This window comes from Chitinophaga sp. 22308 (assembly GCF_052045305.1).
GTDB classification, from domain to species: Bacteria; Bacteroidota; Bacteroidia; order Chitinophagales; family Chitinophagaceae; genus Chitinophaga; species Chitinophaga varians_A.
The window spans coordinates 226,927-247,774 of record NZ_JBQEOP010000004.1 but is presented as its reverse complement, the minus strand read 5'-3'; the positions used below and the strand labels follow the sequence as shown (position 1 = coordinate 247,774).

Annotated in this window: 14 protein-coding genes; 7 read left to right on the top strand and 7 right to left on the bottom strand. The window is 49.2% G+C overall.

The features are described 5' to 3' along the window. Positions 1–66: 66 nt before the first annotated feature. Positions 67–981: a FecR family protein gene (locus ACTJJS_RS17090; RefSeq protein WP_440664580.1), complete on the bottom strand. Its 915-nt coding sequence runs from the start codon at positions 979–981 to the stop codon at positions 67–69. A 158-nt stretch (positions 982–1,139) separates the two neighbouring features. Further along, on the bottom strand, positions 1,140–1,865 hold the full coding sequence (locus ACTJJS_RS17085; protein WP_440664579.1) for a carboxypeptidase-like regulatory domain-containing protein: 726 nt from the start codon (positions 1,863–1,865) through the stop codon (positions 1,140–1,142). 140 nt (positions 1,866–2,005) lie between these two features. Between ACTJJS_RS17085 and ACTJJS_RS17080 the strand changes: the two genes are divergently transcribed. The 4 genes from ACTJJS_RS17080 (at position 2,006) to ACTJJS_RS17065 (ending at position 9,342) form a co-directional block, all read left to right on the top strand. Next, complete coding sequence (locus ACTJJS_RS17080) at positions 2,006–2,935, top strand: ribose-phosphate diphosphokinase (protein WP_440664578.1); 930 nt, start codon at positions 2,006–2,008, stop codon at positions 2,933–2,935. Positions 2,936–3,409: 474 nt separating this feature from the next. Then, on the top strand, positions 3,410–6,946 hold the full coding sequence (locus ACTJJS_RS17075; RefSeq protein WP_440664577.1) for a SusC/RagA family TonB-linked outer membrane protein: 3,537 nt from the start codon (positions 3,410–3,412) through the stop codon (positions 6,944–6,946). Between the two features lie 11 nt (positions 6,947–6,957). Then, positions 6,958–8,448: a SusD/RagB family nutrient-binding outer membrane lipoprotein gene (locus tag ACTJJS_RS17070; RefSeq protein ID WP_168870481.1), complete on the top strand. Its 1,491-nt coding sequence runs from the start codon at positions 6,958–6,960 to the stop codon at positions 8,446–8,448. Between the two features lie 183 nt (positions 8,449–8,631). Then, on the top strand, positions 8,632–9,342 hold the full coding sequence (locus ACTJJS_RS17065; RefSeq protein WP_440664576.1) for a DUF2490 domain-containing protein: 711 nt from the start codon (positions 8,632–8,634) through the stop codon (positions 9,340–9,342). 141 nt (positions 9,343–9,483) lie between these two features. Here ACTJJS_RS17065 and ACTJJS_RS17060 read toward each other — a convergent pair whose 3' ends face one another. The 3 genes from ACTJJS_RS17060 to ACTJJS_RS17050 form a co-directional block, all read right to left on the bottom strand. After that, entirely contained in the window at positions 9,484–9,963 is a 480-nt protein-coding gene (locus tag ACTJJS_RS17060; RefSeq protein ID WP_343744451.1) for a YcxB family protein, read from the bottom strand. A 22-nt stretch (positions 9,964–9,985) separates the two neighbouring features. Continuing rightward, a complete protein-coding gene (locus tag ACTJJS_RS17055; protein ID WP_168870484.1) occupies positions 9,986–10,528 on the bottom strand; it encodes a hypothetical protein in 543 nt (180 codons plus the stop codon). 558 nt (positions 10,529–11,086) lie between these two features. Beyond that, on the bottom strand, positions 11,087–14,410 hold the full coding sequence (locus tag ACTJJS_RS17050) for a vitamin B12-dependent ribonucleotide reductase (protein WP_440664575.1): 3,324 nt from the start codon (positions 14,408–14,410) through the stop codon (positions 11,087–11,089). A 338-nt stretch (positions 14,411–14,748) separates the two neighbouring features. On the opposite strand from ACTJJS_RS17050, the gene ACTJJS_RS17045 reads away from it, so the two are divergent. After that, positions 14,749–15,510: a geranylgeranylglyceryl/heptaprenylglyceryl phosphate synthase gene (locus ACTJJS_RS17045; RefSeq protein ID WP_440664574.1), complete on the top strand. Its 762-nt coding sequence runs from the start codon at positions 14,749–14,751 to the stop codon at positions 15,508–15,510. Positions 15,511–15,641: 131 nt separating this feature from the next. On the opposite strand, the gene ACTJJS_RS17040 is transcribed toward ACTJJS_RS17045, so the two are convergent. Next, complete coding sequence (locus ACTJJS_RS17040) at positions 15,642–16,370, bottom strand: LytR/AlgR family response regulator transcription factor (RefSeq protein ID WP_168870486.1); 729 nt, start codon at positions 16,368–16,370, stop codon at positions 15,642–15,644. Positions 16,371–16,470: 100 nt separating this feature from the next. Beyond that, positions 16,471–17,520, bottom strand: coding sequence for a sensor histidine kinase (locus ACTJJS_RS17035; protein ID WP_168870487.1), 1,050 nt, complete (start codon positions 17,518–17,520; stop codon positions 16,471–16,473). A 225-nt stretch (positions 17,521–17,745) separates the two neighbouring features. Between ACTJJS_RS17035 and dxs the strand changes: the two genes are divergently transcribed. Both dxs and ACTJJS_RS17025 read left to right on the top strand, forming a co-directional pair. Next, positions 17,746–19,671, top strand: a complete 1,926-nt coding sequence (gene dxs, locus ACTJJS_RS17030) for a 1-deoxy-D-xylulose-5-phosphate synthase (RefSeq protein WP_168870488.1) — start codon at positions 17,746–17,748, stop codon at positions 19,669–19,671. A gap of 129 nt (positions 19,672–19,800) precedes the next feature. Next, positions 19,801–20,841, top strand: coding sequence for a 2Fe-2S iron-sulfur cluster-binding protein (locus tag ACTJJS_RS17025; protein ID WP_440664573.1), 1,041 nt, complete (start codon positions 19,801–19,803; stop codon positions 20,839–20,841). Positions 20,842–20,848: the final 7 nt, after the last annotated feature.

Here is a 20,848-nt window from a genome sequence, read left to right as displayed (position 1 = left end):
CCCTGTACAAAATCTGTAGGTAGATTTTTGCATAATGTATTCTTTATTTTAAATGGATGTAGTTAGCTACTTACTCTGTGTTTGGTATGTGGTGTCGTTAATCCGTACGAATGAGATATCATGTACATAACCTAATGTGGATAGTATTTTTTCCAAAGACATATCCCGGCTGAATTCACCTGAAATTTTCTTTTTGCCCAACGACGGATCGTCCAGAACAATCCGGCATCCATAGCGCTGTTGTAACCGGGCCAATGCATCTGCCAGTTGGGTGTGGTTAAAATAAATTTTCCCTTTTTTCCAGTCCAGCACATCGCTCTTCTCGAAGCTTGTCAGCTGTGGCTGCCTGCCATCTGTATAGTTCAACATCTGACCGGGCAACAATACTTCGTTAAATGCATCTGGTTTGCTCACTGCCACCTTCCCTTCCAACAGGCTTATCTGAATACTGCCATCGGCCATATTGGAAGTGGCAATGTTGAATACCGTACCAAGTACAGTGGTGGTCAGGCGGCCGGTATGCACCAGAAAAGGCCGCTGCTCGTCTTTGGTCACCTTGAAATAAGCTTCACCATGCAGCCATAACTCCCTCGATTCCTTGTTATATCTGTTCTGATAAATGATAGACGAATGTGTATTGAGCCAGACTTCACTGCCATCCTCCATGGTGAACAATTGTATGTTGTCGCTGGTATTATGCAGGGTGTCCCATTTCACGGCAACAGGGCGGGCGCCTGTACGGTGCTGCCAGAAAAAGGCGATGGAAACAATGATACCGATCACGGCTGCCGCAGCGGCACCATACCAGAATGGGTGTACACGGGGTTTCATCACAACAGGTGCATTGGCTTCCTCCCATTTCCCCATCATAAACTCGTCCAGCAGCATCGTGTCTGCTGAAGCGAGCCAGTTTTCAACTGCGGCTACTTCCTGTGTTGTGCATTGCCCTTTAAAATACTTGTCCAGTAACTGTTTATCCATAATCCCGGTCCCTGCTCAGGGTATTTACACAAAGAGTACGTCCGGGAAATAAGATGTTCCTAGTCTGTTTTGCAGGTTAACAATTTGGTAATATAAGCACACAAAAAAAGCCCGGAACATCGCTGTTCCGGGCCTTTTTTATACAGGAAGATGATTGTCTATTGTTTGTTGGCTTTTGTTTTTTGATAGTCTTCAAACGACTGCTTAATAAACAACAGCAGATCATATTCGGAAGCATCATTCAAAAACTGATAACCGGGACGGTATTTATGCATAAAAGAATCAAGTTCCGGCGATTGCAGCTTGGTCATCTTTGCCACCAGCTCAGGGGAGTAACGGTAATCTATATACTTTTCCTTCTCCCAGTATACCAACTGTTCACGGAACTGTTCCTTCCGCTTGCGCGTTTTGCTGGGCACAAGGTAAGTCAATGCTGTAATGGGATTGGCTGGCAACGTCTTTAACACGTCCATGGCCCCCGGCTTCTTGTAATTGAAATAACGGCCGTATTCCTGCCTCATGGCCAGGGAGTCCTTGGTGTGGTTGATCCCTTTTACGTTCACCCCCTGCAGCTCAAACAACCGTCTCTGCAAATAAACGTCCTGTGTGGTGGACATTCCCGGTGCTACGATCTGGCGCTGGGCATAGCTCAGCATGGAGAACTCCAGGGTATCACCCGGCAAAGCCTCTATATAATAACGTCCACTCTCACTACTGAGAGTACCCGTCATCGTTCTCTTGTTAACGATGGAAACAAATGGCAATCCCGTTTTGGTCTCCTGGTCAGCCACCATACCAGACAATCTTACCTGGGCAGATGTATGCTGTTGGCATATGAAAAAGAAGAAAAACAGTGCTCCGATATATGCTAAAAAACGAATCATTGGACGTACTAATCTGTCAAATTTAACGTTCCACCCGCAAATGAAAAGTTAAAAAAGCGGGTATGCGACAGTGCTCGGCCGCAAAAATATTAATTATCAAGCTTATAAATAGCTTATTTTTACTTCAATTCACCATTATCATGCCACAGAAGATCATTTTTGCGACACAGCACTATCAATATCTGAAAGACCGTATCCTGTCACTGTCAGATGCTCCCTGGGAAAACGGAGAACTCGAAATCCGCGATTTTCCGGACGGAGAACATTATCACCGCATCGTCAGCGAAATCAGCAACAAGGAGGTGGTCCTCATAGGCGGCACCATCGACGATAAGGCAACACTCGAATTGTACGACCTGGCCAGCGGCTGCATACAACTGGGCGCCCACTCCCTGACCATCGTCATCCCTTTCTTCGGATATTCTACCATGGAAAGGGCAGTCAAATATGGTGAAATCGTTAAAGCCAAAACAAGGGCCGTGCTTTTCTCTTCCCTTCCCAATACCTCACGGGGCAACCGCGTCATGCTGATAGACCTGCATGTGGACGGTATCACCTGGTATTTTGAAAATGATATCCGCCCCGTTCATCTCTACGCGAAAGACTTTGTAAGAGAAGCCGCCCTGGAACTGGCTGGCGGCCAACCGTTTGTACTGGCCAGTACAGATGCCGGCAGGGCAAAATGGGTGGAGTCGCTGGCCAACGACTTTCACGTGCAGGCGGCATTTGTCTTCAAACGTCGTATATCCGGCGAAGAAACCGCTATCACTGCTATCAGCGCCGATGTGAAAGATAAAATTGTGATCATCTATGATGACATGATCCGCACCGGCGGCTCCCTGCTCCACGCCGCAGAAGCCTACCGCGATGCCGGCGCACGCGATATCTATGTCATTACCACACACGGCATCTTCGCAGGCAACGGATTCCAGAAAATCAAAGACAGTGGCATCATCAAAGGCATCGTCTGTACCGACACACATCCCAACGCACTGCTTATCCAGGATGAGTTTCTCCAGGTCAAATCCGTCGCCCAACTTATCGTGAACGCCATCAACGCCAAAAGCTAATCATCGTAAATCAGCCCTCATACTTATTTTCAGCCTGCCGCTTGGCAGGCTATTTGTTTTACCCCCCAAGGGTGAGGACGACTGTAGCATATGCTCCCTGACCGCATGATAGCTTTGTGTCACACATAACCGAAAAAGACTGAATGCTGGATTTTCGTATAATCGACCACGATAGTTGCAACTATCAGGTTTACAGAAACAACAGCAGTGAACAAGGGGTTCGGAATGCTAACGATGCACGCGCGCAGCAAGGCAACGGGATGTTATCGGCAACCGGCTGCGAAATCTGTGGAGAAGAGTTTACAGCAGTGGGCATTCCCCACTACGAAATGAGGAAAAACCTGATAAAATCAATTTAAGCCCATTGTAAAAGGGCTTTCGATTGTATTGTTATTTGATATGTATTGTCCAGATAACAATAAGCAGTCTGCAAGAGCTGCACAAAAAATTTGTAACCAAATCAAGCACTATACAATGAGAAGCCATGTACTAGCCTGGTCGGGGCTGTGCTATGCCTTTTTCTGCTATACTCCCAGCAGCGCATACACGAAACCCGAAAGGTATCTCACCGTCCTGCAGCAGCCTGCGGATACTACCGTTCCGGTTGTTATCAAGCCAGCTGCTGCCGACACTGCCGCCAAACCCAGGCAGGATACCACCAAAAAACCCGCGCAGGATTCTGTGAAACCCGCACAGGACAGCAGTAAACCAGCTCAAGGCACCGCAAAACCTGCAAAGGATACTTCGGCGCCCAAACAGGATTCCACGAAACCGAAACAAGATACAGGACTGATCCTTCCGCCCGATGATGCCACCATCAAAAAGGAAATCGGACAGTTCACGCTCAATGGCCTCGTAAAGGACGATAAAGCGACACCCGTTCCCGGTGCGCTCATCCGTAACAAGACCGCCGGTACTAACGCCCAGTCTAATCCGGATGGTAAATTCACCATCAAAGCCAAACAAAACGACACCATCACGATAACTTCACCAACGTTCGGAGACCAGACGATCATCGTGGAGAAAAAAGAACCGCTGACCATTACCCTTACCCCTGTAAATGCCAACAAAAAAGTATTGGGAGAAGTGGTAGTTACCGCCCTCGGTATCAAGAAAAACCCACGCTCCGTAGGTTATGCCATGCAGGAAGTAGCCGGCAACGCGGTACAGGAAGCGAAAGAAGTGAACTTCGTCAATGCCCTCACTGGTAAAGTACCCGGCGTACAAATCAATACCAACACAGGCTCCATGGGAGGCTCCTCTAAAATCACCATCCGTGGCGTAAAATCCATCCTCGGTGATAACAACGCCTTCTTCGTGATAGATGGTGTGCCCATGCAGAACAACAGCACCAACGATCCCGGACAGCTCAACGGCGGCGGTGGTTACGACTTCGGCAGCCCGCTCCAGGACATCAACCCGGAAGATATCGAAAATATCTCCGTGCTGAAAGGCGCAGCCGCAACAGCCCTCTACGGCAGCCGCGGCGCTAACGGCGTTATGCTCATCACCACCAAAAAACGCCCGGACGTGGAAAAAGGCATCGGCGTAACCTACAGCCTCAATGCCCAGATCGATCAGGTGTACAAACTGCCTACCTACCAAAACATGTACGGTGGCGGCGCAAGCCCACGCTTCGATACGCTCTATTACAACCAGCACCCGGAAGCTTTCCTCAACGAACAAAGCGCTGCATATGACGATAATAACGGTAAAGGCCGCTATGACCTCATGCCACAGTACTACGAAGATGCTTCCTGGGGCCCACGCCTGGATGGCCGCCTCGTACGCCACTACTGGTCATGGGACAAAGACAAGGGCAACCCGCTCTTCGGTCAGACCGCTCCATGGGAAGCACATCCCAATAATGTGAAGGATTTCTACCGCACCGGCTTTACGCTCACTAATAATATATCCATGGCCGGTAGTAACGACAAAGGCGGTTTCCGCCTGTCTTACGGTAACATGAACCAGACCTTTGTGCTGCCCAATGCTACCACCAGTCGTAACAACCTGTCCTTTAACGGTAACTACGAAGTCACCAAAGGTGTTAGGGCAGTGGCTTCCATGAACTATGTAGGACTGAAAGCCAAAGGCCGCCCAGGTACCGGTTTTACCGGCCCTAACCCGGCCCTTCAGTTTACCATGTTCGGACAACGCCAGCTCGATATCGAAAAAGAAAAAAACTACCAGTACAGCGACGGATCACAAATCACCTGGAACCGTAAGTCATGGAGCGATCCTGCTGTACAGTTCAGCAACGGCCCCTACTGGAACCGTTATATGGACTATGAAACTGACAGCCGTAACCGCCTCTTCGGTTACGCCGGCGTAGACATCGACGCTACCAAATGGCTGTCCTTCACCGGCCGCGTATTCATGGACGACTATAATACCCTCGAAGAAGAAAGAACAGCCAAAGACTACCTTGTAGGCGGCTATATCAAAAGGGTACGCACCTCCCGTGAAATGAACTATCAGGTGACTGCCGATATCAAAAAAGACTTCGGTAAGGAATTCCAGCTGAATGCCACAGTAGGCGGCAATATCATGCACCGCAAGTGGACCACCACCGGCGGTAGCACCCAACAAGGCCTGCTGGTAAAGAACGTGTACAACCTGAACAACTCTGTACAACCGGCTAAGATCATCGACGATTTCGCCGAAAAACAGATCAACTCCGTTTTCGCCACCGCCAACCTGGGTTATAAGAACATGCTGTTCCTCGACCTTACCGGCCGCAGCGATTGGAGCTCTACGCTTTTAAGTGGCAACAACCAGTACTTCTACCCGTCAACATCCCTTTCTTTCGTGTTCTCCGATCTGCTGAAAGACTGGAAATGGCTGACCTTCGGTAAGGTAAGAGGAAGCCTCGCTGCCGTAGGTAATGACGCTGATCCATACAGGATCTATGACACCTACGAGTTCCTGCCGCCTTTTGGCAACTATCCGGCTACACAGGCTTCCAATACCAAATACACCAGAGACCTGAAGCCTGAACGCACTACCGAAATAGAAACAGGGGTGGAACTGAAATTCCTCGACAACCGTATAGGCGTTGACTTTACCTACTATCGCCGCCGGACTAAAGATCAGCTGATCTATCTGTCCCTGCCGGCCGCCACCGGTTACACTACGGCATATGCCAACGGTGGTGAAGTGGAAAACAAGGGTATTGAAATTGGCCTTAATCTGAACCCCATCCGCCTGAAAAACGGCTTCCGCTGGGATATCAACGCCAACCTGGCCCGCAACCGCAATAAGTTGCTCAGTATGAACATCGACCAGTACAATACCAACCTTCCTGTGTATCTCATTGGCACCGACCGCCGTACACAGAAAGTTTCTGTAGTGGCCATGGTAGGGCAACCGCTGGGCACGCTCATCGGTACCGACTACACGTACCTGAACGGACAGCGGGTTGTGGATGAAAAAGGCCACTATGTGCCCACCACTACCAGCGTTCCACTTGGTAACGCCTATCCGGATTATGTAGGCGGTGTCACCAACACCTTCACTTACAAAGGCATCTACCTGTCAGCATTGGTCGACTTCCAGCATGGCGGCAGCTTCTTCTCCTATACCAACCTGTACGGAGAGAAATCCGGCCTGTTACAGACCACCGTGGAAAACAATATCCGTGAAAACGGCATCGTAGTGCCGGGCGTAACTGCAGACGGCCGTCCCAACACGGTTAACATTACCGCCCAGGACCACTTCGCTGCCAACGGCGGTAACGTTATCAGCCGGGCCAATATGTACGATGCCAGCTATATCTACCTGAGAGAAGCTAAAATCGGTTATAACCTGCCGGAATCATGGTACAGGAGAATCGGCGCCCAAAGTGCCCGCCTCTCCCTGTATGGCCGTAACCTGTGGCTGATCAAGTCCAACGCGCCTAACGTCGATCCGGCCAGCATCATCAACTCCTCTTCCAATATACAGGGGATTGAAGGTGGAGCACTGCCTTCGCTGCGCTCCTATGGTTTAAACCTGAATGTATCATTCTAAAATTTGTGAAGATGACCAACAAGATCCTGAAATATAGCTCCGCTTTACTGCTGCTGGCCGCCATGGCGTTCACCGGTTGTAAAAAGCTTGACGATATCAATCACGACCCAACCAAACCCACTACTGCGGAACCGCAGTACTTACTGGCCGGCGCGCAAAAAGCCGCAATGGACGTACTGTACAGCGGTCTGCAGAATGGGTACATTGCCATGCACTACGCCCAGTACTGGTCTGCCAACTCCCGGACAGATGACAGCCGCTACAAACTGGATGAAGGTAACAACTCCACCATGTGGAACAACCTTTATCGTATCTCGCTGAACAACCTGGAAACGATCGTGCGGCAAAACGCCACCCTGCCGGCAACGCCGCAGCTGGCCGTGCAAACAGCCATCGCCCGCGTATCTTCCTGCTGGATATACCAGATACTGGCTGACGCTTATGGCAATGTACCTTACTCTTCCACTTTCCAGCTGGACGCAGGCAACCTCAAACCGAAGTATGATGATGCCAAAAGCATCTATGGCCATCTTCTTGATACACTGCAGGCGCAGATCGCCGTGTTCGACGCCAATAAAGGCGTCACCGCCACCGGCGATGTAATCTACAACGGCAGCGCCGACAAATGGGCCAAACTGGCACACTCGCTGATGCTCCGTATAGCCATGCGCATGGCCGATGCCGACGGCGCCAAAGCCAAACAGATCATCGAAGCCCACTATCAGCAGGCATTTACCAGCAATGACGATAATGCGCAGTTCGTATACCTGAATGCAGCGCCTAATAAATTCCCGTTCAACGATTCTGAAAGGGAAATACCAGACTTCTTCGTCAGCGCCACCCTGGTGGATTACATGCAGGCTACCGGCGATCCCCGGCTGCCTATTTATGCACGTCCCTCCAAAGATGATAAAACGCTGAAAGGCATGCCTTATGGCTGGGCCAGCGCTGACGCCGCCAGACCTTCCCCGGGTCACTTTTCCTACCCCGGCATACAGATCTACAGCGCTACCATGCCAGGTATCCTGATGAACTACGCCGAAGTGGAATTCATCCTGGCGGAAGCGGCTGCCCGCGGCATGACCGTAGGAGAGGCTTCTACCCACTACACCAATGGTATCAGGGCCTCTGTTGAATACTGGAAAAAACTGACCAACAACACCGGTATCACCGACGCTGTGGTTGATAAGTTTGTAGGAGGAGTGCCTTACGATGCGGCCGACTGGCGCAACGTGATCGGTACCCAGAAATGGCTGGCATTGTATCCGCAAGGTTTCCAGGGCTGGTACGAGCGCACAAGGCTCAATTTCAAAAAACCGGGCGGTCAGGCGTTTTTTATTGCCCCGGTTTCAGGCAGCATGGACCAGTCAGCGCCATTCGTGCCCTACCGCCTTACTTATCTGGTCACTGAACAGGCCCAAAACCAGGCTGCATATACTGAAGCGGCCCAGGCCATCGGTGGCGACCAGAAAGGCACCAAACTGTGGTTTAACAAATTCTAACGAAATACTCACTCAACTAAAACAATCAGCCGGCGCCTGCTTTTGCGGGCGCCTTTTTTGTCTCCCGCCACCTGCAATCTGCCATAAATAAAGACACCCCCTCTTAAAATATCAAAATCAGCAAATTCGTAAACGATTCTGCGTTATCTTTAAGCCCCCCTATAATAAGTTTTAAGCGATTTTATGAAGAAAGTACTGTTATTACTGGCCGTAATAGCCCTGTCACGCTATGCTACGGCCCAAGAGACCACGCATGCCTATCAACACTGGTACACTTATTTTGGGAATGTAAAAATCAATCAGCGCTGGTCTGTCCCGTTTGATATACAGGGGCGTATTCGCGACGGTATCAGCAACAAAGGACAGCTATTGATGAGGGGAGGGCTGCAATATGCCATTACGCCACAACATCAGGTATTATTGGGTTATGCCTTTGTGCCCACCTATAACAATGTCAGCAATACCTGGCTGCCGGAGCATCGGCTTTTCGAACAATACATCTATAAAGCGCCGAAAATAGACATGACGCACCGCTTCCGGCTGGAACAGCGCTGGGTGGCCCAGCCAAACAGCCCTGATGCCGCCCACGCTATCGGCGACTGGAAATACGGCAACCGTTTTCGTTATTTCAACCGCACCCAGCTCAATATAAGGCACCAGCAGCTGGCCACACGCTTTTATGTAGCCTTGCAGGACGAAATATTCCTGAATTTATGGGGAAATGACATCAGCAGCCTCTTCTTTGACCAGAACCGCTTTCTGGCCGCTTTTGGCTATAAACTCAGCGGTTCCCTCAAAGCCGACATCGGATATATGAACCAGTTTGTCCAGGGAGGCAATGGCTCACGAAATATGAACCACATATTGCACTTCGCGGTTTTCCAGCAACTGTAACTATTGATACGATGATTAACAGGAAGATAAGTATCTGACGATAGTTTATCAGAAAGATATCGGGTAAGGTTTTAAATGCAGATAACTGATCATCAACATGTAAAATCTTATCCGATTTTTTTAGAGAAACATGATAATCAATTACTTATTGAGTGGTTCTACCATCTCCTTAAATCCCTGGTAAGCGTCCTCCGTTTTAAAAGCACTGATGGGAATCAGGAAAAAGGTCTTCTTATCGCGATAGAGAAAGAAAAATTTTTTGGTTTCCACCACTTTGGAGAAGTTGTTCCAGCTGATGGAACGCAGGTGGTCACTCGAGCGGGTGGATATCTGGATACCTTCTTCAGAGTAGCGCAGATGGATATCATCCTTAAAGGTGGCAGCTTTGTTATAGATGGAGATGGGGAGGAGGTACCAGAAAACGAGCCCCAGCAGAACAACCATGATGGTAATGCCCGAGAGGGTGCCAGGAGTCACCAGGTTGAAGGCATAGCCGGCAATAGTGGCCAGCAGCAGAATAATAAGGGTGTTGCGGAACACCTTTATTTCTCCCCGATGCATAAAATGATAGCGTAATGCGTGCAATACATCTCCCTTGTTATAACTAAACTCTAACTGCATTAGGCGCCTGGCAAAACGATTTTTATCTGTTTACGGAAATCGACATAGGATTATCCATTTCATCACGTACAGTAACAGGTGCTTCTTTCTTACGGTTACGCTTCAGGGTGGAAAGAGATTCCTCGTTGAAGCCCGGAAAGTTTTTCTTGATGAAAAGGAAATACTGTTGCAAGGTTTTCGGGTCCACTTTGAAAGGGAACGCCGGCTCCTTACCACTTCCTTTCAGGAAGTCGTTGGTGTTTATTTTTGTTTCGTTTTGTAAATACCATTTGTATAGGTCCACAATAGCTTTTTCCAACTCTGCTTCATCTACTTTCTCTCCCGTCTCTACCCGGGGGAATAATAACACAAACTCTTCAACCCTTACAGGCTTGGGCTTATCATTATTCCTGGCATTATTACGGTTATCGTTGTTATCCCCGTTTTTATCTCCATTGTTGTCCCCGTTCTTGCAACCGGTAGTGGCGTTGTCTCCGTTACCGTTGCCATTACCATGAACAGTGTTGGCATTTGCTGATGTGGCTGCGGCCAAAACTACCAACAGCATTAACAACAGCTTTGTCATAAGGCATCCAAATTTTTCGAGTCTTAAAAATACATTAATATTCCGAGATTTCTAATCCAGAAAAAAAATACGTATAACCACGCATACCCCCTGAAAAAACAAAAGCAATGGACGAACCATTGCTTTCGAGAGTCATTTACAGTGCATGATGAGTCATGCGGTGTAGGAATATTTGGTTTTTCATAGGACAGTAACCATAATAAAAATTAATACAATAACAAATATAATAAAATTATATCGTGACAGAAGAAGATGTCTAAAAATTAAATAATTTTTAATATGAGATCAAAAAATCTCAGAAATGGAAAATAAACGCCTTTAAATTAGATAAAATAAAATGTGAGATTATACCTCCATTGGGAGAAGCGAAGAGAAAGTGACCGGAAAACGATACTTAAATCTGGGTTTTAAAAAAAAGTAAGGGCGCCTAGAAAAGCGCCCTCAATTTGTTACTATCCTATGAAAACCCTATTTGAATACAAAGATAAGTGCATGTTATTTTTCTTTGAAATTTTAAAGGCACAATAACATCTCGTTAACAAGAGTTGCAACATCGAATCAGCTACAACCCATGCTGTTACCGCAATTGAGGCATTTGTAACATGTGCCGGATCTTACCGTGATATGTCCGCAAACGTTACAGGCAGGGGCATCACGCTGCATGCTGCGCAAATAATCCTGTGTGCCGCTTTCGCTTTGATGTGCCGCAACCGCTTGCTGCTTGGGCGTTTTGGAAGCATTCGCCGGTTGACCGCTACCAACGGTTACCCGCATACCGGATAAAGAGGGCGTATCCATCGGTTCATCTTCATCCTCTTCTCCTGTGTTTCCCGGCGCGTCCAGCACGTGTACGAGGTCTGTACGCCCCAGGTACTCATAGCCCAACACCCGGAAAACATAGTCCACCAGCGACGTGGCGGATTTAATATTAGGATGGTCCACCATCCCCGCAGGCTCAAACCGCGTAAACACAAACTTGTCTACAAATTCCTCCAGTGGAACACCATATTGCAATCCCACAGAAACCGCTATGGCAAAGCAGTTCATCATACTCCGCAAAGTAGATCCTTCTTTTGCCAGATCAATGAATATCTCTCCCAGCGTGCCGTCATTGTATTCGCCGGTACGCAGGAAAATAGCCTGCCCGCCAACTTTCGCTTTCTGCGTAAATCCACCCCGTTTGGACGGAAGTGTCTTCCGCTCAACAATGCGTGACAACTGCCGCTTCAACGTGGTGTCTTTGCTGGCCATCATACGCCTGTTCACTTCCTCCAGCAACTCATCAATCGTGGCCTGCTCAAGATCGGGCAACTGCACAGCGGTAGCTGTTACGGTGGCTGCTGTATCAGCTTTTTTCTTTTTATCGGTCTTATTGCTCAACGGCTGGCTAAGTTTGCTGCCATCACGGTAAAGCGCACAGGCCTTCAGGCCCAGCTCCCAGCTCAGCATATACGCATCTGCTATCTCATGCACCTCCGCTTCATGCGGCAGGTTAATGGTTTTTGAAATAGCACCGGAAATAAAAGGCTGTGCAGCCGCCATCATCCGGATATGCCCGTGCGGATGAATATAACGCTGTCCGTGTTTGCCACATTTATTGGCACAGTCAAACACCGGCAAATGCGCTTCCTGAAGGTAAGGAGCCCCCTCTACCGTCATGGTGCCACATACATAGTCGTTGGCCGCTTCTATTTCCGCGTCCTGGAATCCAAGGGCATGCAGCAGGCTGAAATCAAGATTAAAGTACTGCTCCGGCACAAATCCAAGCCGCTGCAAACAAGCCTCCCCGAGCGTATATACGTTAAACACAAAAGAGATGTCAAACGAAGAAGATACCGACGTGTCCAGCTTTTTCAGCTCTTCGGCAATGAACCCCTTTTCGCTGAGTGACTGATGATTGATGTAAGGTGCCCCGGCAAAAGAACCCGTGCCCTTCGCATAGTCCACGATCGCCTTGATCTCATTGGGCTGATACCCGAGATTGTGCAATGCTGTCGGAATGGACTGATTGATGATCTTAAAGTATCCGCCACCAGACAACTTCTTGAATTTTACCAGCGCGAAATCAGGTTCCACGCCCGTCGTATCACAGTCCATCACCAGGCCGATAGTGCCGGTAGGGGCGATCACGGTCGTTTGTGCGTTACGGTAGCCATATTTCTCACCGGCCTGCACAGCTTCATCCCAGGCCCTTGTAGCGGCTTTCAGGAGGTAATCGGGGCAATACCGCGCGTTGATGCCCCGCGGCAAAATTTCGAGCCCTTCATATGCTTCTGCGGCATCATAGGCTGCGGCCCTGTGGTTACGCATTACCCGTAACATATCTTCCCGGTTTTCTGCAAACCGCGGGAAAGCGCCCAAATGTGACGCCAGCTCTGCGGAAGTCTGATAAGCCACTCCTGTCATAATAGCGGTAATGGCGCCCGCAATACCGCGTGCTTCTTCACTGTCATACGCAATACCGCTGACCATCAGCATGGAGCCCAGATTGGCGTACCCCAACCCCAGCGTCCGGTAGTCATAACTCAGCTGCGCCACCTCTTTGGAAGGGAACTGGGCCATCAGCACAGAAATCTCCAGTACTGTGGTCCACAGCCTGACTGTATATTCAAATCCCGGTACATCAAACAGCCCTTTTTCTTCGTCAAAAAACCGCCGTAGGTTCACCGATGCCAGGTTACACGCGGTATTGTCAAGGAACATATATTCGGAGCAGGGATTGGAAGCGTTGATACGGCCACCTTTCGGACAGGTATGCCATTCATTGATGGTGGTGTCGTACTGCGTGCCCGGATCGGCGCAACGCCAGGCAGCGTAGGCGATCTGGTCCCACAGGTCACGGGCTTTGATGGTCTTTACGGCCTTACCGGTAGTACGCGCTATGAGGTCCCAGTCGCCGTCAACCGCCAGCTGCCTGAAGAAGCTGTTGGGGATGCGAACGGAATTGTTGGAGTTCTGTCCGGACACTGTCCGGTAAGCCTCTCCTTCATAATCGGATGAATAACCGGCGGCTATCAGGGCTGCCACCTTTTTCTCTTCTTCCACTTTCCAGTTGATAAAGTCCAGCACCTCCGGATGGTCCAGGTCCAGGCATACCATTTTGGCTGCCCGGCGGGTGGTGCCGCCCGATTTAATAGCGCCTGCGGCGCGATCGCCGATTTTAAGAAAGCTCATCAGACCGCTGGAAGTTCCGCCGCCGCTCAGTTTTTCACCTTCTCCCCGGATGTGGGAGAAATTGGTGCCTACGCCGGAGCCATACTTGAAAATCCGGGCTTCCCTCATCCAGAGGTCCATGATACCACCATCACCCACCAGGTCGTCATCCACACTGAGAATAAAACAGGCATGGGGCTGGGGCCGCTCATAGGCGGATGTTGACTTCTCCAGCTGACCGGTATTTTGTTCTACGTAATAATGCCCCTGTGGCTTTCCTTTGATACCATAGCTTTCATACAGGCCGGTATTGAACCATTGTGGGGAGTTAGGCACACAAGCCTGGTTCAGCATGCTGTACACCAGTTCCTCGTAAAACACCTGCGCATCTTCCTGAGAGGCGAAGTAGCCATAACGCTCACCCCAGGCCCGCCAGCAATTGGCCATACGATGCACCACCTGTTTGACCGACGTTTCCCGGCCTGTGCTGCCATCTTCCTGGGGCACGCCGGCCTTACGGAAATACTTTTGCGCCAGGATATCGGTCGCAATCTGCGACCATCGCTGAGGCACCTCTACATTGTTCATTTCAAACACCACGTCGCCACCGGGGTTACGGATCACCGAAGAGCGCAGGTCATACTCAAACTGTTCATACGGACGCATCCCTTCTTTGGTAAAGTACCGGGAGAAGGCCATGCCACGCTTGCTGCTTGCTGGATTTTTCATATCCAAAAGTTTTTTCCAGGATTAAAAAGAATATGTGAAAGGGGGGTGAACTAAAATTAGTTTTTAAAAGTCTCGGGCAGCTGGATTATTTTGCACAACTTGTGGATAATTGAATCAACACTTTCGGGGCAGGATTGTTATAAAGCAGACTTACACCAAAAAATCCGGCTTAAAATTTGTCGCTAACAGTGATTTGCCCGGGTGGATGCATCTTGAAAATGCCATTAGATATCATGCAGTTCATGAATAGAAAATGAATTGCATGCATATTTATTTAGCATTGTGGGTTATTAATAAAAAAATTATACATTTGCGACAACCGGAACAATGCGCTATTGATGTACAATAAAATATACACTTCGTTCATCGAAAGAAAGGCTAGGAAAGAAAAAGCATTCGCGGTTTTAATTGATCCGGACAAGGTGACTCCTGCTGGCATCATTGAACTTGCGGCAAAATGCACCGCTGCCAAAGTTGATTATATCTTCCTTGGCGGTAGCCTGGTCATCACCAATCATCTGGATGAATGCGTGCAACAATTGAAAGCCAGTTGCGATATTCCTGTTATTTTGTTTCCAGGAAGCCCTTCGCAGGTTTCGAGATATGCAGACGCACTCCTTTATCTTTCCATGATTTCAGGCAGGAACCCTGAGTTATTGATCGGCCAGCACGTAGTATCCGCTGCTGCTGTTAAAAAAAGCCAGCTGGAAGTGATTTCCACCGGCTATATGGTCATTGACGGAGGTGCTCCTACCACTGTTTCCTACATCAGCAATGCCACTCCTATTCCTGCCGACAAGGCGGATATTGCGATGTGTACTGCCATGGCAGGGGAGATGCTGGGCATGAAAGTGATCTATATGGATGCCGGCAGCGGCGCCCGTAACCCCATCACCGAAACCATGATCAGCAGGGTAGCCAGCCAGGTGGAAGTGCCCATCATCGTGGGCGGCGGTATCCGCGACGCTGAAAAAGCTTACCGGAACTGCAAAGCCGGCGCCGATATCATCGTGGTAGGCAATGCCATTGAAAATGATCTCTCCCTGATCAAGGAACTGGCAGATGCAGTGCATTCTACAGCACCCATCACTACCATTTAGGGATTTTTTGATTTACGATTTTTTGATTTCGCGATTTCAAGCGGATAACAATAAAAAAAGAAGACCGAAGCAGATAAAACTCGCTCCGGTCTTCTTTTTTATCATCTGACGAAATCAAAAAATCCCAAATATCAAAGGCTCATCATCTCCTTGAACTTAACAGCCTGACGGCGGCTGACCTCGATCTTTTCGCCCCCCTTCATCTCCAGCAGCAACCCGCCGTTGAAGTAAGTGTCAATTTTTTCAATCATCCGCAGGTTGACGATATGCTTGCGGTTGGCGCGGAAAAACACCCGCTCGTCCAGCCGCTCCTCGAGGGCATTGAGCGATTTCAGGATCAGCGGCTTGTTGCCTTCAAAATAGACCCGCGCATAGTTGCCTACGCTCTCAAACAGCCGGATCTCCTGCAGCTTTACAAACCAGCAGCGGTCGCCATCTTTCACAAACACCTGGTCATTCTCCGATAAAAGGGTACGTATCCCTCCGGAAGCGGCCAGCCGGTCCTTTTCGTCCTGCTGGTGCAGCTTGTGAATGGCGTCAGCCAGGCGTTTGGGCTCTACAGGCTTCAACAGATAATCCAGCGCGTTGTATTCAAATGCTTTCAGGGCATATTCGTCATAGGCGGTCGTAAAAATCACCTGGGGCGATTTTTCCAGCTCGGCCAGCAGATCAAACCCTGTTTTGTCAGGCATCTGAATATCCAAAAACAGCAGGTCGGGATGCAGATTCTCTATCTTCTCTATACCATCCTTCGCGTTCACTGCTTCGCCCACCACCACTATCTCCGGGTGGTCTGCCAGCAATTTTTTCAGTTCACTCCTGGCCAGGCGTTCATCATCTATTATCAATGCTTTTTTCATTGGCAATATGAAGTTTGGTTGATGACAATTTTTTTATCAACATTTTAAGCCATAGCCTGGCTCAATGCCCTGCTATAGCGGTTTCCGAATAACAAGTGAATCAGAGTAACGGCATCACCACGCGGGCCTCCACCGTTGCCTCGTTTTTATTTCTGATGTCAAAAGTAGCCCTGTTTCCGAACAAAAGGCTTAACCGTTGCCGGGTGCTCTCTAATCCAAAACCATGGCCGTTTACCACATTCTTTTCTACCAGTTGCCCGGTATTTTCAATAGTGATTTCGTGCTCCATGCCATTCAACCGGGAGGCAATAAACACCGTTCCGCCGCTTACCATCCTGGAAATACCATGCTTAATGGCGTTTTCCACCAGTGTCTGCAACATCATTGGCGGTACCTGAAGCTCCAGCGTGTCCGGATCTATCTCGTAACGCACCTGTAACCGCTCCTCAAACCGGATATGTTCCAGTGCAAGGTAATCTTTTACAATGTTTAATTCATTTTCCAGGCTAACGGTCTCTACCTTTTCGATAGCCATGGAACTGCGCAGGATATTGGACAGTTCCGTGATCGCCGTCCTGGCCCGCTGCGGATTCTCATCCACCAGCGCCCGGATGCTGTTCAGCGCATTAAAGATAAAATGAGGGTTCAGCTGTGCTTTGATCGTTTTCAGCTCCAGTTCCTTTACTGTGGACTCCAGTTTGAGCCGGTCCACCTGGGTCGTCCGGTTACGGTCCACATAGTGCCAGATGAAATAAATCACCCACCAGATAAAGGAAATGGCAAAAGAGGCCAGATAGCCCCTGTCAACAAGGTTCAACAGGAAGTTTTTGCCCTTCGGGCGATTGCCCACCATATAATCCAGTACCAGGTTGTACACGAAGTACCATACCAGGCTCGTACTGACTACCAGCACCAAAAATATAACCAATTGCTTTTCAAAGTTATAGCTACCCCAGCCCCTGAACTTGTTTAAAAGCGTCCTGAACAAGTGGGTAGAAGCAATGCCGCACATGGTGAAGATGATCATATAGATCACCGCTGCGTGCAGATTTGGTTTATTCAGGGTGAAGTTGAAAAATACGTTGACCAGAAAATATACAGACCATCCCAACAATTGCCCCCACCAATATTTGGATACTTGTTTAAGCATTAAATCAAATTAGTAAACTTCCCCAGTATTCCAAAAATACCTTATGCCCCTGCCCACCGAAACCTAAATGTTATAAATGGCGAATCAGAACCGGTAAATGGCGAATCCCCTGTACCGAATGGCGGATTAACAGGGAATACGGGGTTTTTCCCGCCAAATGTCGCCGGATAACCCATATTTTTTAGTAGTTTTGTTTTTAATTAAACCCTGAACCATCAAAACAGTATGAATATCACGGCCGGTTCACTTTTAAGCCAGATAAACTCCCCAGCGGATTTGAGAAAGCTGAGCAAAGATCAGCTGCATCAGGTGTGTGAGGAACTGCGTCAATACATTATTGACGTGGTAAGTGTGCATGGTGGCCACTTTGCCGCCAGCCTGGGTGTTGTGGAGCTCTCAGTAGCCCTGCATTATGTCTTTAATACTCCTTATGACCAGCTGGTATGGGACGTAGGACACCAGGCTTACGGACATAAAATCCTTACCGGCCGGCGCGAAGCCTTTCCGACCAACCGGAAGTACAAAGGCATCAGCGGGTTTCCAAAAAGAGACGAAAGCGAATATGATACCTTCGGCGTAGGGCACTCCTCTACCTCCATCTCTGCTGCATTGGGCATGGCCATGGCCTCCCATTACAAAGGAGAATTTGACCGCCAGCACATTGCCGTTATCGGCGATGGCGCCATGACGGCCGGTATGGCTTTTGAAGCTCTCAACCACGCAGGGGTGGCCAATGCCAACGTGCTGATTATCCTCAACGATAACTGCATGTCCATCGACCCCAATGTGGGCGCGCTCAAGGAATACCTGACAGATATCACCACATCGCCTACCTATAACAAGCTGCGCGACGATGTGTGGCACCTGCTCGGCAAACTGCCGGTTGGCAAACGCTTCACCCGCGAAATGGCCTCCAAACTGGAAGCCTCCCTCAAAGGCGTGGTGTCTAAATCCTCCAACCTCTTCGAATCACTCCAATTGCGGTACTTCGGTCCTATTGACGGCCATAATATTACCAAACTGGCCGACACCCTTCAGGACCTGAAAGATATTCCCGGCCCTAAACTGCTGCATATCGTTACCACCAAAGGTAAAGGCTATGCCCTCGCAGAAAAGGACCAAACCACCTGGCATGCGCCCGGTCTGTTCGACAAAATCACCGGTGAAATCTTCAAAAAACCGGTCGACAGGCCACAGCCGCCCAAATACCAGGACGTTTTCGGCCATACGATGATCGAACTGGCTGAAAAGAACGAAAAAATCATCGGTATCACACCAGCCATGCCTTCCGGCTCCTCCCTCAAATTCATGATGGAGAAAATGCCGGACCGTGCATTCGACGTAGGTATCTGCGAACAACACGCTGTTACCCTCTCCGCCGGTATGGCCACCCAGGGCATGCGTGTGTTCTGTAACATCTATTCTTCCTTCTTCCAGCGCGCCTTTGATCAGGCCGTACACGATGTGGCCATCCAAAACCTGCCGGTTGTATTCTGCCTCGACAGGGCAGGCCTGGTAGGAGAAGACGGCCCCACTCACCATGGTGCCTACGATATTGCCTATATGCGCAGTATCCCCAACGTGATCATCAGCGCTCCCATGAACGAAGAAGAGCTGCGTAACCTGATGTACAGCGCCCAACTGGAAGAAAATACCCATCCATATGTGATCCGCTACCCACGCGGACAAGGCGTGATGCCTGAATGGCGTACGCCGTTCAAAGCCATCAAAGCCGGTACCGGCCGCAAAATCCGTGACGGCAAGGAAATCGCTATCCTGTCCTTCGGACATGTAGGCAACTTCGTTACTGAGGCCTGCAAAGAACTGATCAGCGATGGCCTGCAACCTGCCCACTACGACCTCCGCTTTGTAAAACCATTGGACGAAGCCATGCTGCATGAAGTGTTCAGCAACTTCAACAAAGTGATCACCGTGGAAGACGGCGCCATCATCGGCGGTGTTGGCAGCGCTGTACTGGAATTCATGGCAAAACACAACTATAACGCCCAGGTGAAAATGCTCGGTATCCCCGATAAAATCATCGAACATGGCAAACCGGAAGAACTGTACCGCGAATGCGGCTACGATCCATCCGGCATTGCCCGTGCCACCAGGGAAATGCTGCGGGAAAAAATCACCGTTACCGTATAAATCAATTACAAATTACGAATTACGAATTAGAGGGCTTCTTTATAGACTGGTTACAAAATAACCGCTCTATAAAGAAGCCCTCTAATTCGTAATTCGTAATTCGTAATTTGTAATTCGTAATTTCGTAGCATGTATTTGCAACTAAAGATTGTTGGCATAAAAGAAGAAACGCCCGGCACCAAGACCTATTACCTCGAAAATACCATCCCGGAGCCTGTAGTATATCAGGCCGGACAATTCCTCACATTTGTCATTCAGCTCAATCATAAAGAACATCGCCGTTCCTACTCCCTCAGCACCACGCCCGGAATAGACCCGGTTATGGCTGTTACCATCCGGGAAAAGGAAAACGGAGAGATATCCCGCTATCTGCTGCACACCTGGAAAACCGGCGATATCCTGACGGCCCTCGAACCTTCCGGCAGGTTTACCTTTGAACCCTCGCCAGAAAAACGCGACATCTTCCTGCTCGCCGCCGGCAGCGGTATTACCCCGGTGTTCTCCCTGCTCAAACAAATGCTCAGGGATGAACCGGCGTCTAAAATCACCCTTATTTACAGCAACGGCACGCCTGAAAGGACTATCTTCTACGAACAGCTGCAGACACTGGAACAACAGCATCCACAGCTTAAAATCCTTTTCCTCTTCAGCAACGACCCGGACAGCCACCACGCTTATCGCCGGCTCAATAACATACTGTTGGAGCTGCTGGTCAATGAACACCTGCTGTACCATAAGGACAACGCACAATTTTTCCTCTGCGGCCCACCGGAATATATGCGCATGATCCTGCTCACCCTGCATTTTATGGGCTTCAGGGACGCACAGCTGCATAAAGAAAACTTCGTGATCACCACAGAGGCCAAACTGGCCCATACTACCATTCCCACTGACGACACGCCTCATGAAGTGAACATTCTGCTGCGCAACGAAACATATACATTGTCTGTACCGGCCAATCAAACGATCCTCAGCTACGCACTGGAACATGATGTGCCGCTGCCATACAGCTGCAAAGGTGGTGTATGCGGTTCCTGTACCGCACAATGTACCAGCGGGAAAGTCTGGATGTCTGTCAATGAGGTGCTGACCGACAAAGAGCTGGCAGAAGGGCTTATCCTTACCTGTGTGGGTTATCCTGCCAGCGATAAAATCAATATCGAATTATAAATAACCA

What these genes read in the sequence shown, in the direction of transcription:
- ACTJJS_RS17090 (WP_440664580.1), bottom strand. Translation starts at nt 981, where the DNA reads ATGGATAAACAGTTACTGGACAAGTATTTTAAAGGGCAATGCACAACA.
- ACTJJS_RS17085 (WP_440664579.1), bottom strand. Translation starts at nt 1,865, where the DNA reads ATGATTCGTTTTTTAGCATATATCGGAGCACTGTTTTTCTTCTTTTTC.
- ACTJJS_RS17080 (WP_440664578.1), top strand. Translation starts at nt 2,006, where the DNA reads ATGCCACAGAAGATCATTTTTGCGACACAGCACTATCAATATCTGAAA.
- ACTJJS_RS17075 (WP_440664577.1), top strand. Translation starts at nt 3,410, where the DNA reads ATGAGAAGCCATGTACTAGCCTGGTCGGGGCTGTGCTATGCCTTTTTC.
- ACTJJS_RS17070 (WP_168870481.1), top strand. Translation starts at nt 6,958, where the DNA reads ATGACCAACAAGATCCTGAAATATAGCTCCGCTTTACTGCTGCTGGCC.
- ACTJJS_RS17065 (WP_440664576.1), top strand. Translation starts at nt 8,632, where the DNA reads ATGAAGAAAGTACTGTTATTACTGGCCGTAATAGCCCTGTCACGCTAT.
- ACTJJS_RS17060 (WP_343744451.1), bottom strand. Translation starts at nt 9,963, where the DNA reads ATGCAGTTAGAGTTTAGTTATAACAAGGGAGATGTATTGCACGCATTA.
- ACTJJS_RS17055 (WP_168870484.1), bottom strand. Translation starts at nt 10,528, where the DNA reads ATGACAAAGCTGTTGTTAATGCTGTTGGTAGTTTTGGCCGCAGCCACA.
- ACTJJS_RS17050 (WP_440664575.1), bottom strand. Translation starts at nt 14,410, where the DNA reads ATGAAAAATCCAGCAAGCAGCAAGCGTGGCATGGCCTTCTCCCGGTAC.
- ACTJJS_RS17045 (WP_440664574.1), top strand. Translation starts at nt 14,749, where the DNA reads ATGTACAATAAAATATACACTTCGTTCATCGAAAGAAAGGCTAGGAAA.
- ACTJJS_RS17040 (WP_168870486.1), bottom strand. Translation starts at nt 16,370, where the DNA reads ATGAAAAAAGCATTGATAATAGATGATGAACGCCTGGCCAGGAGTGAA.
- ACTJJS_RS17035 (WP_168870487.1), bottom strand. Translation starts at nt 17,520, where the DNA reads ATGCTTAAACAAGTATCCAAATATTGGTGGGGGCAATTGTTGGGATGG.
- dxs (WP_168870488.1), top strand. Translation starts at nt 17,746, where the DNA reads ATGAATATCACGGCCGGTTCACTTTTAAGCCAGATAAACTCCCCAGCG.
- ACTJJS_RS17025 (WP_440664573.1), top strand. Translation starts at nt 19,801, where the DNA reads ATGTATTTGCAACTAAAGATTGTTGGCATAAAAGAAGAAACGCCCGGC.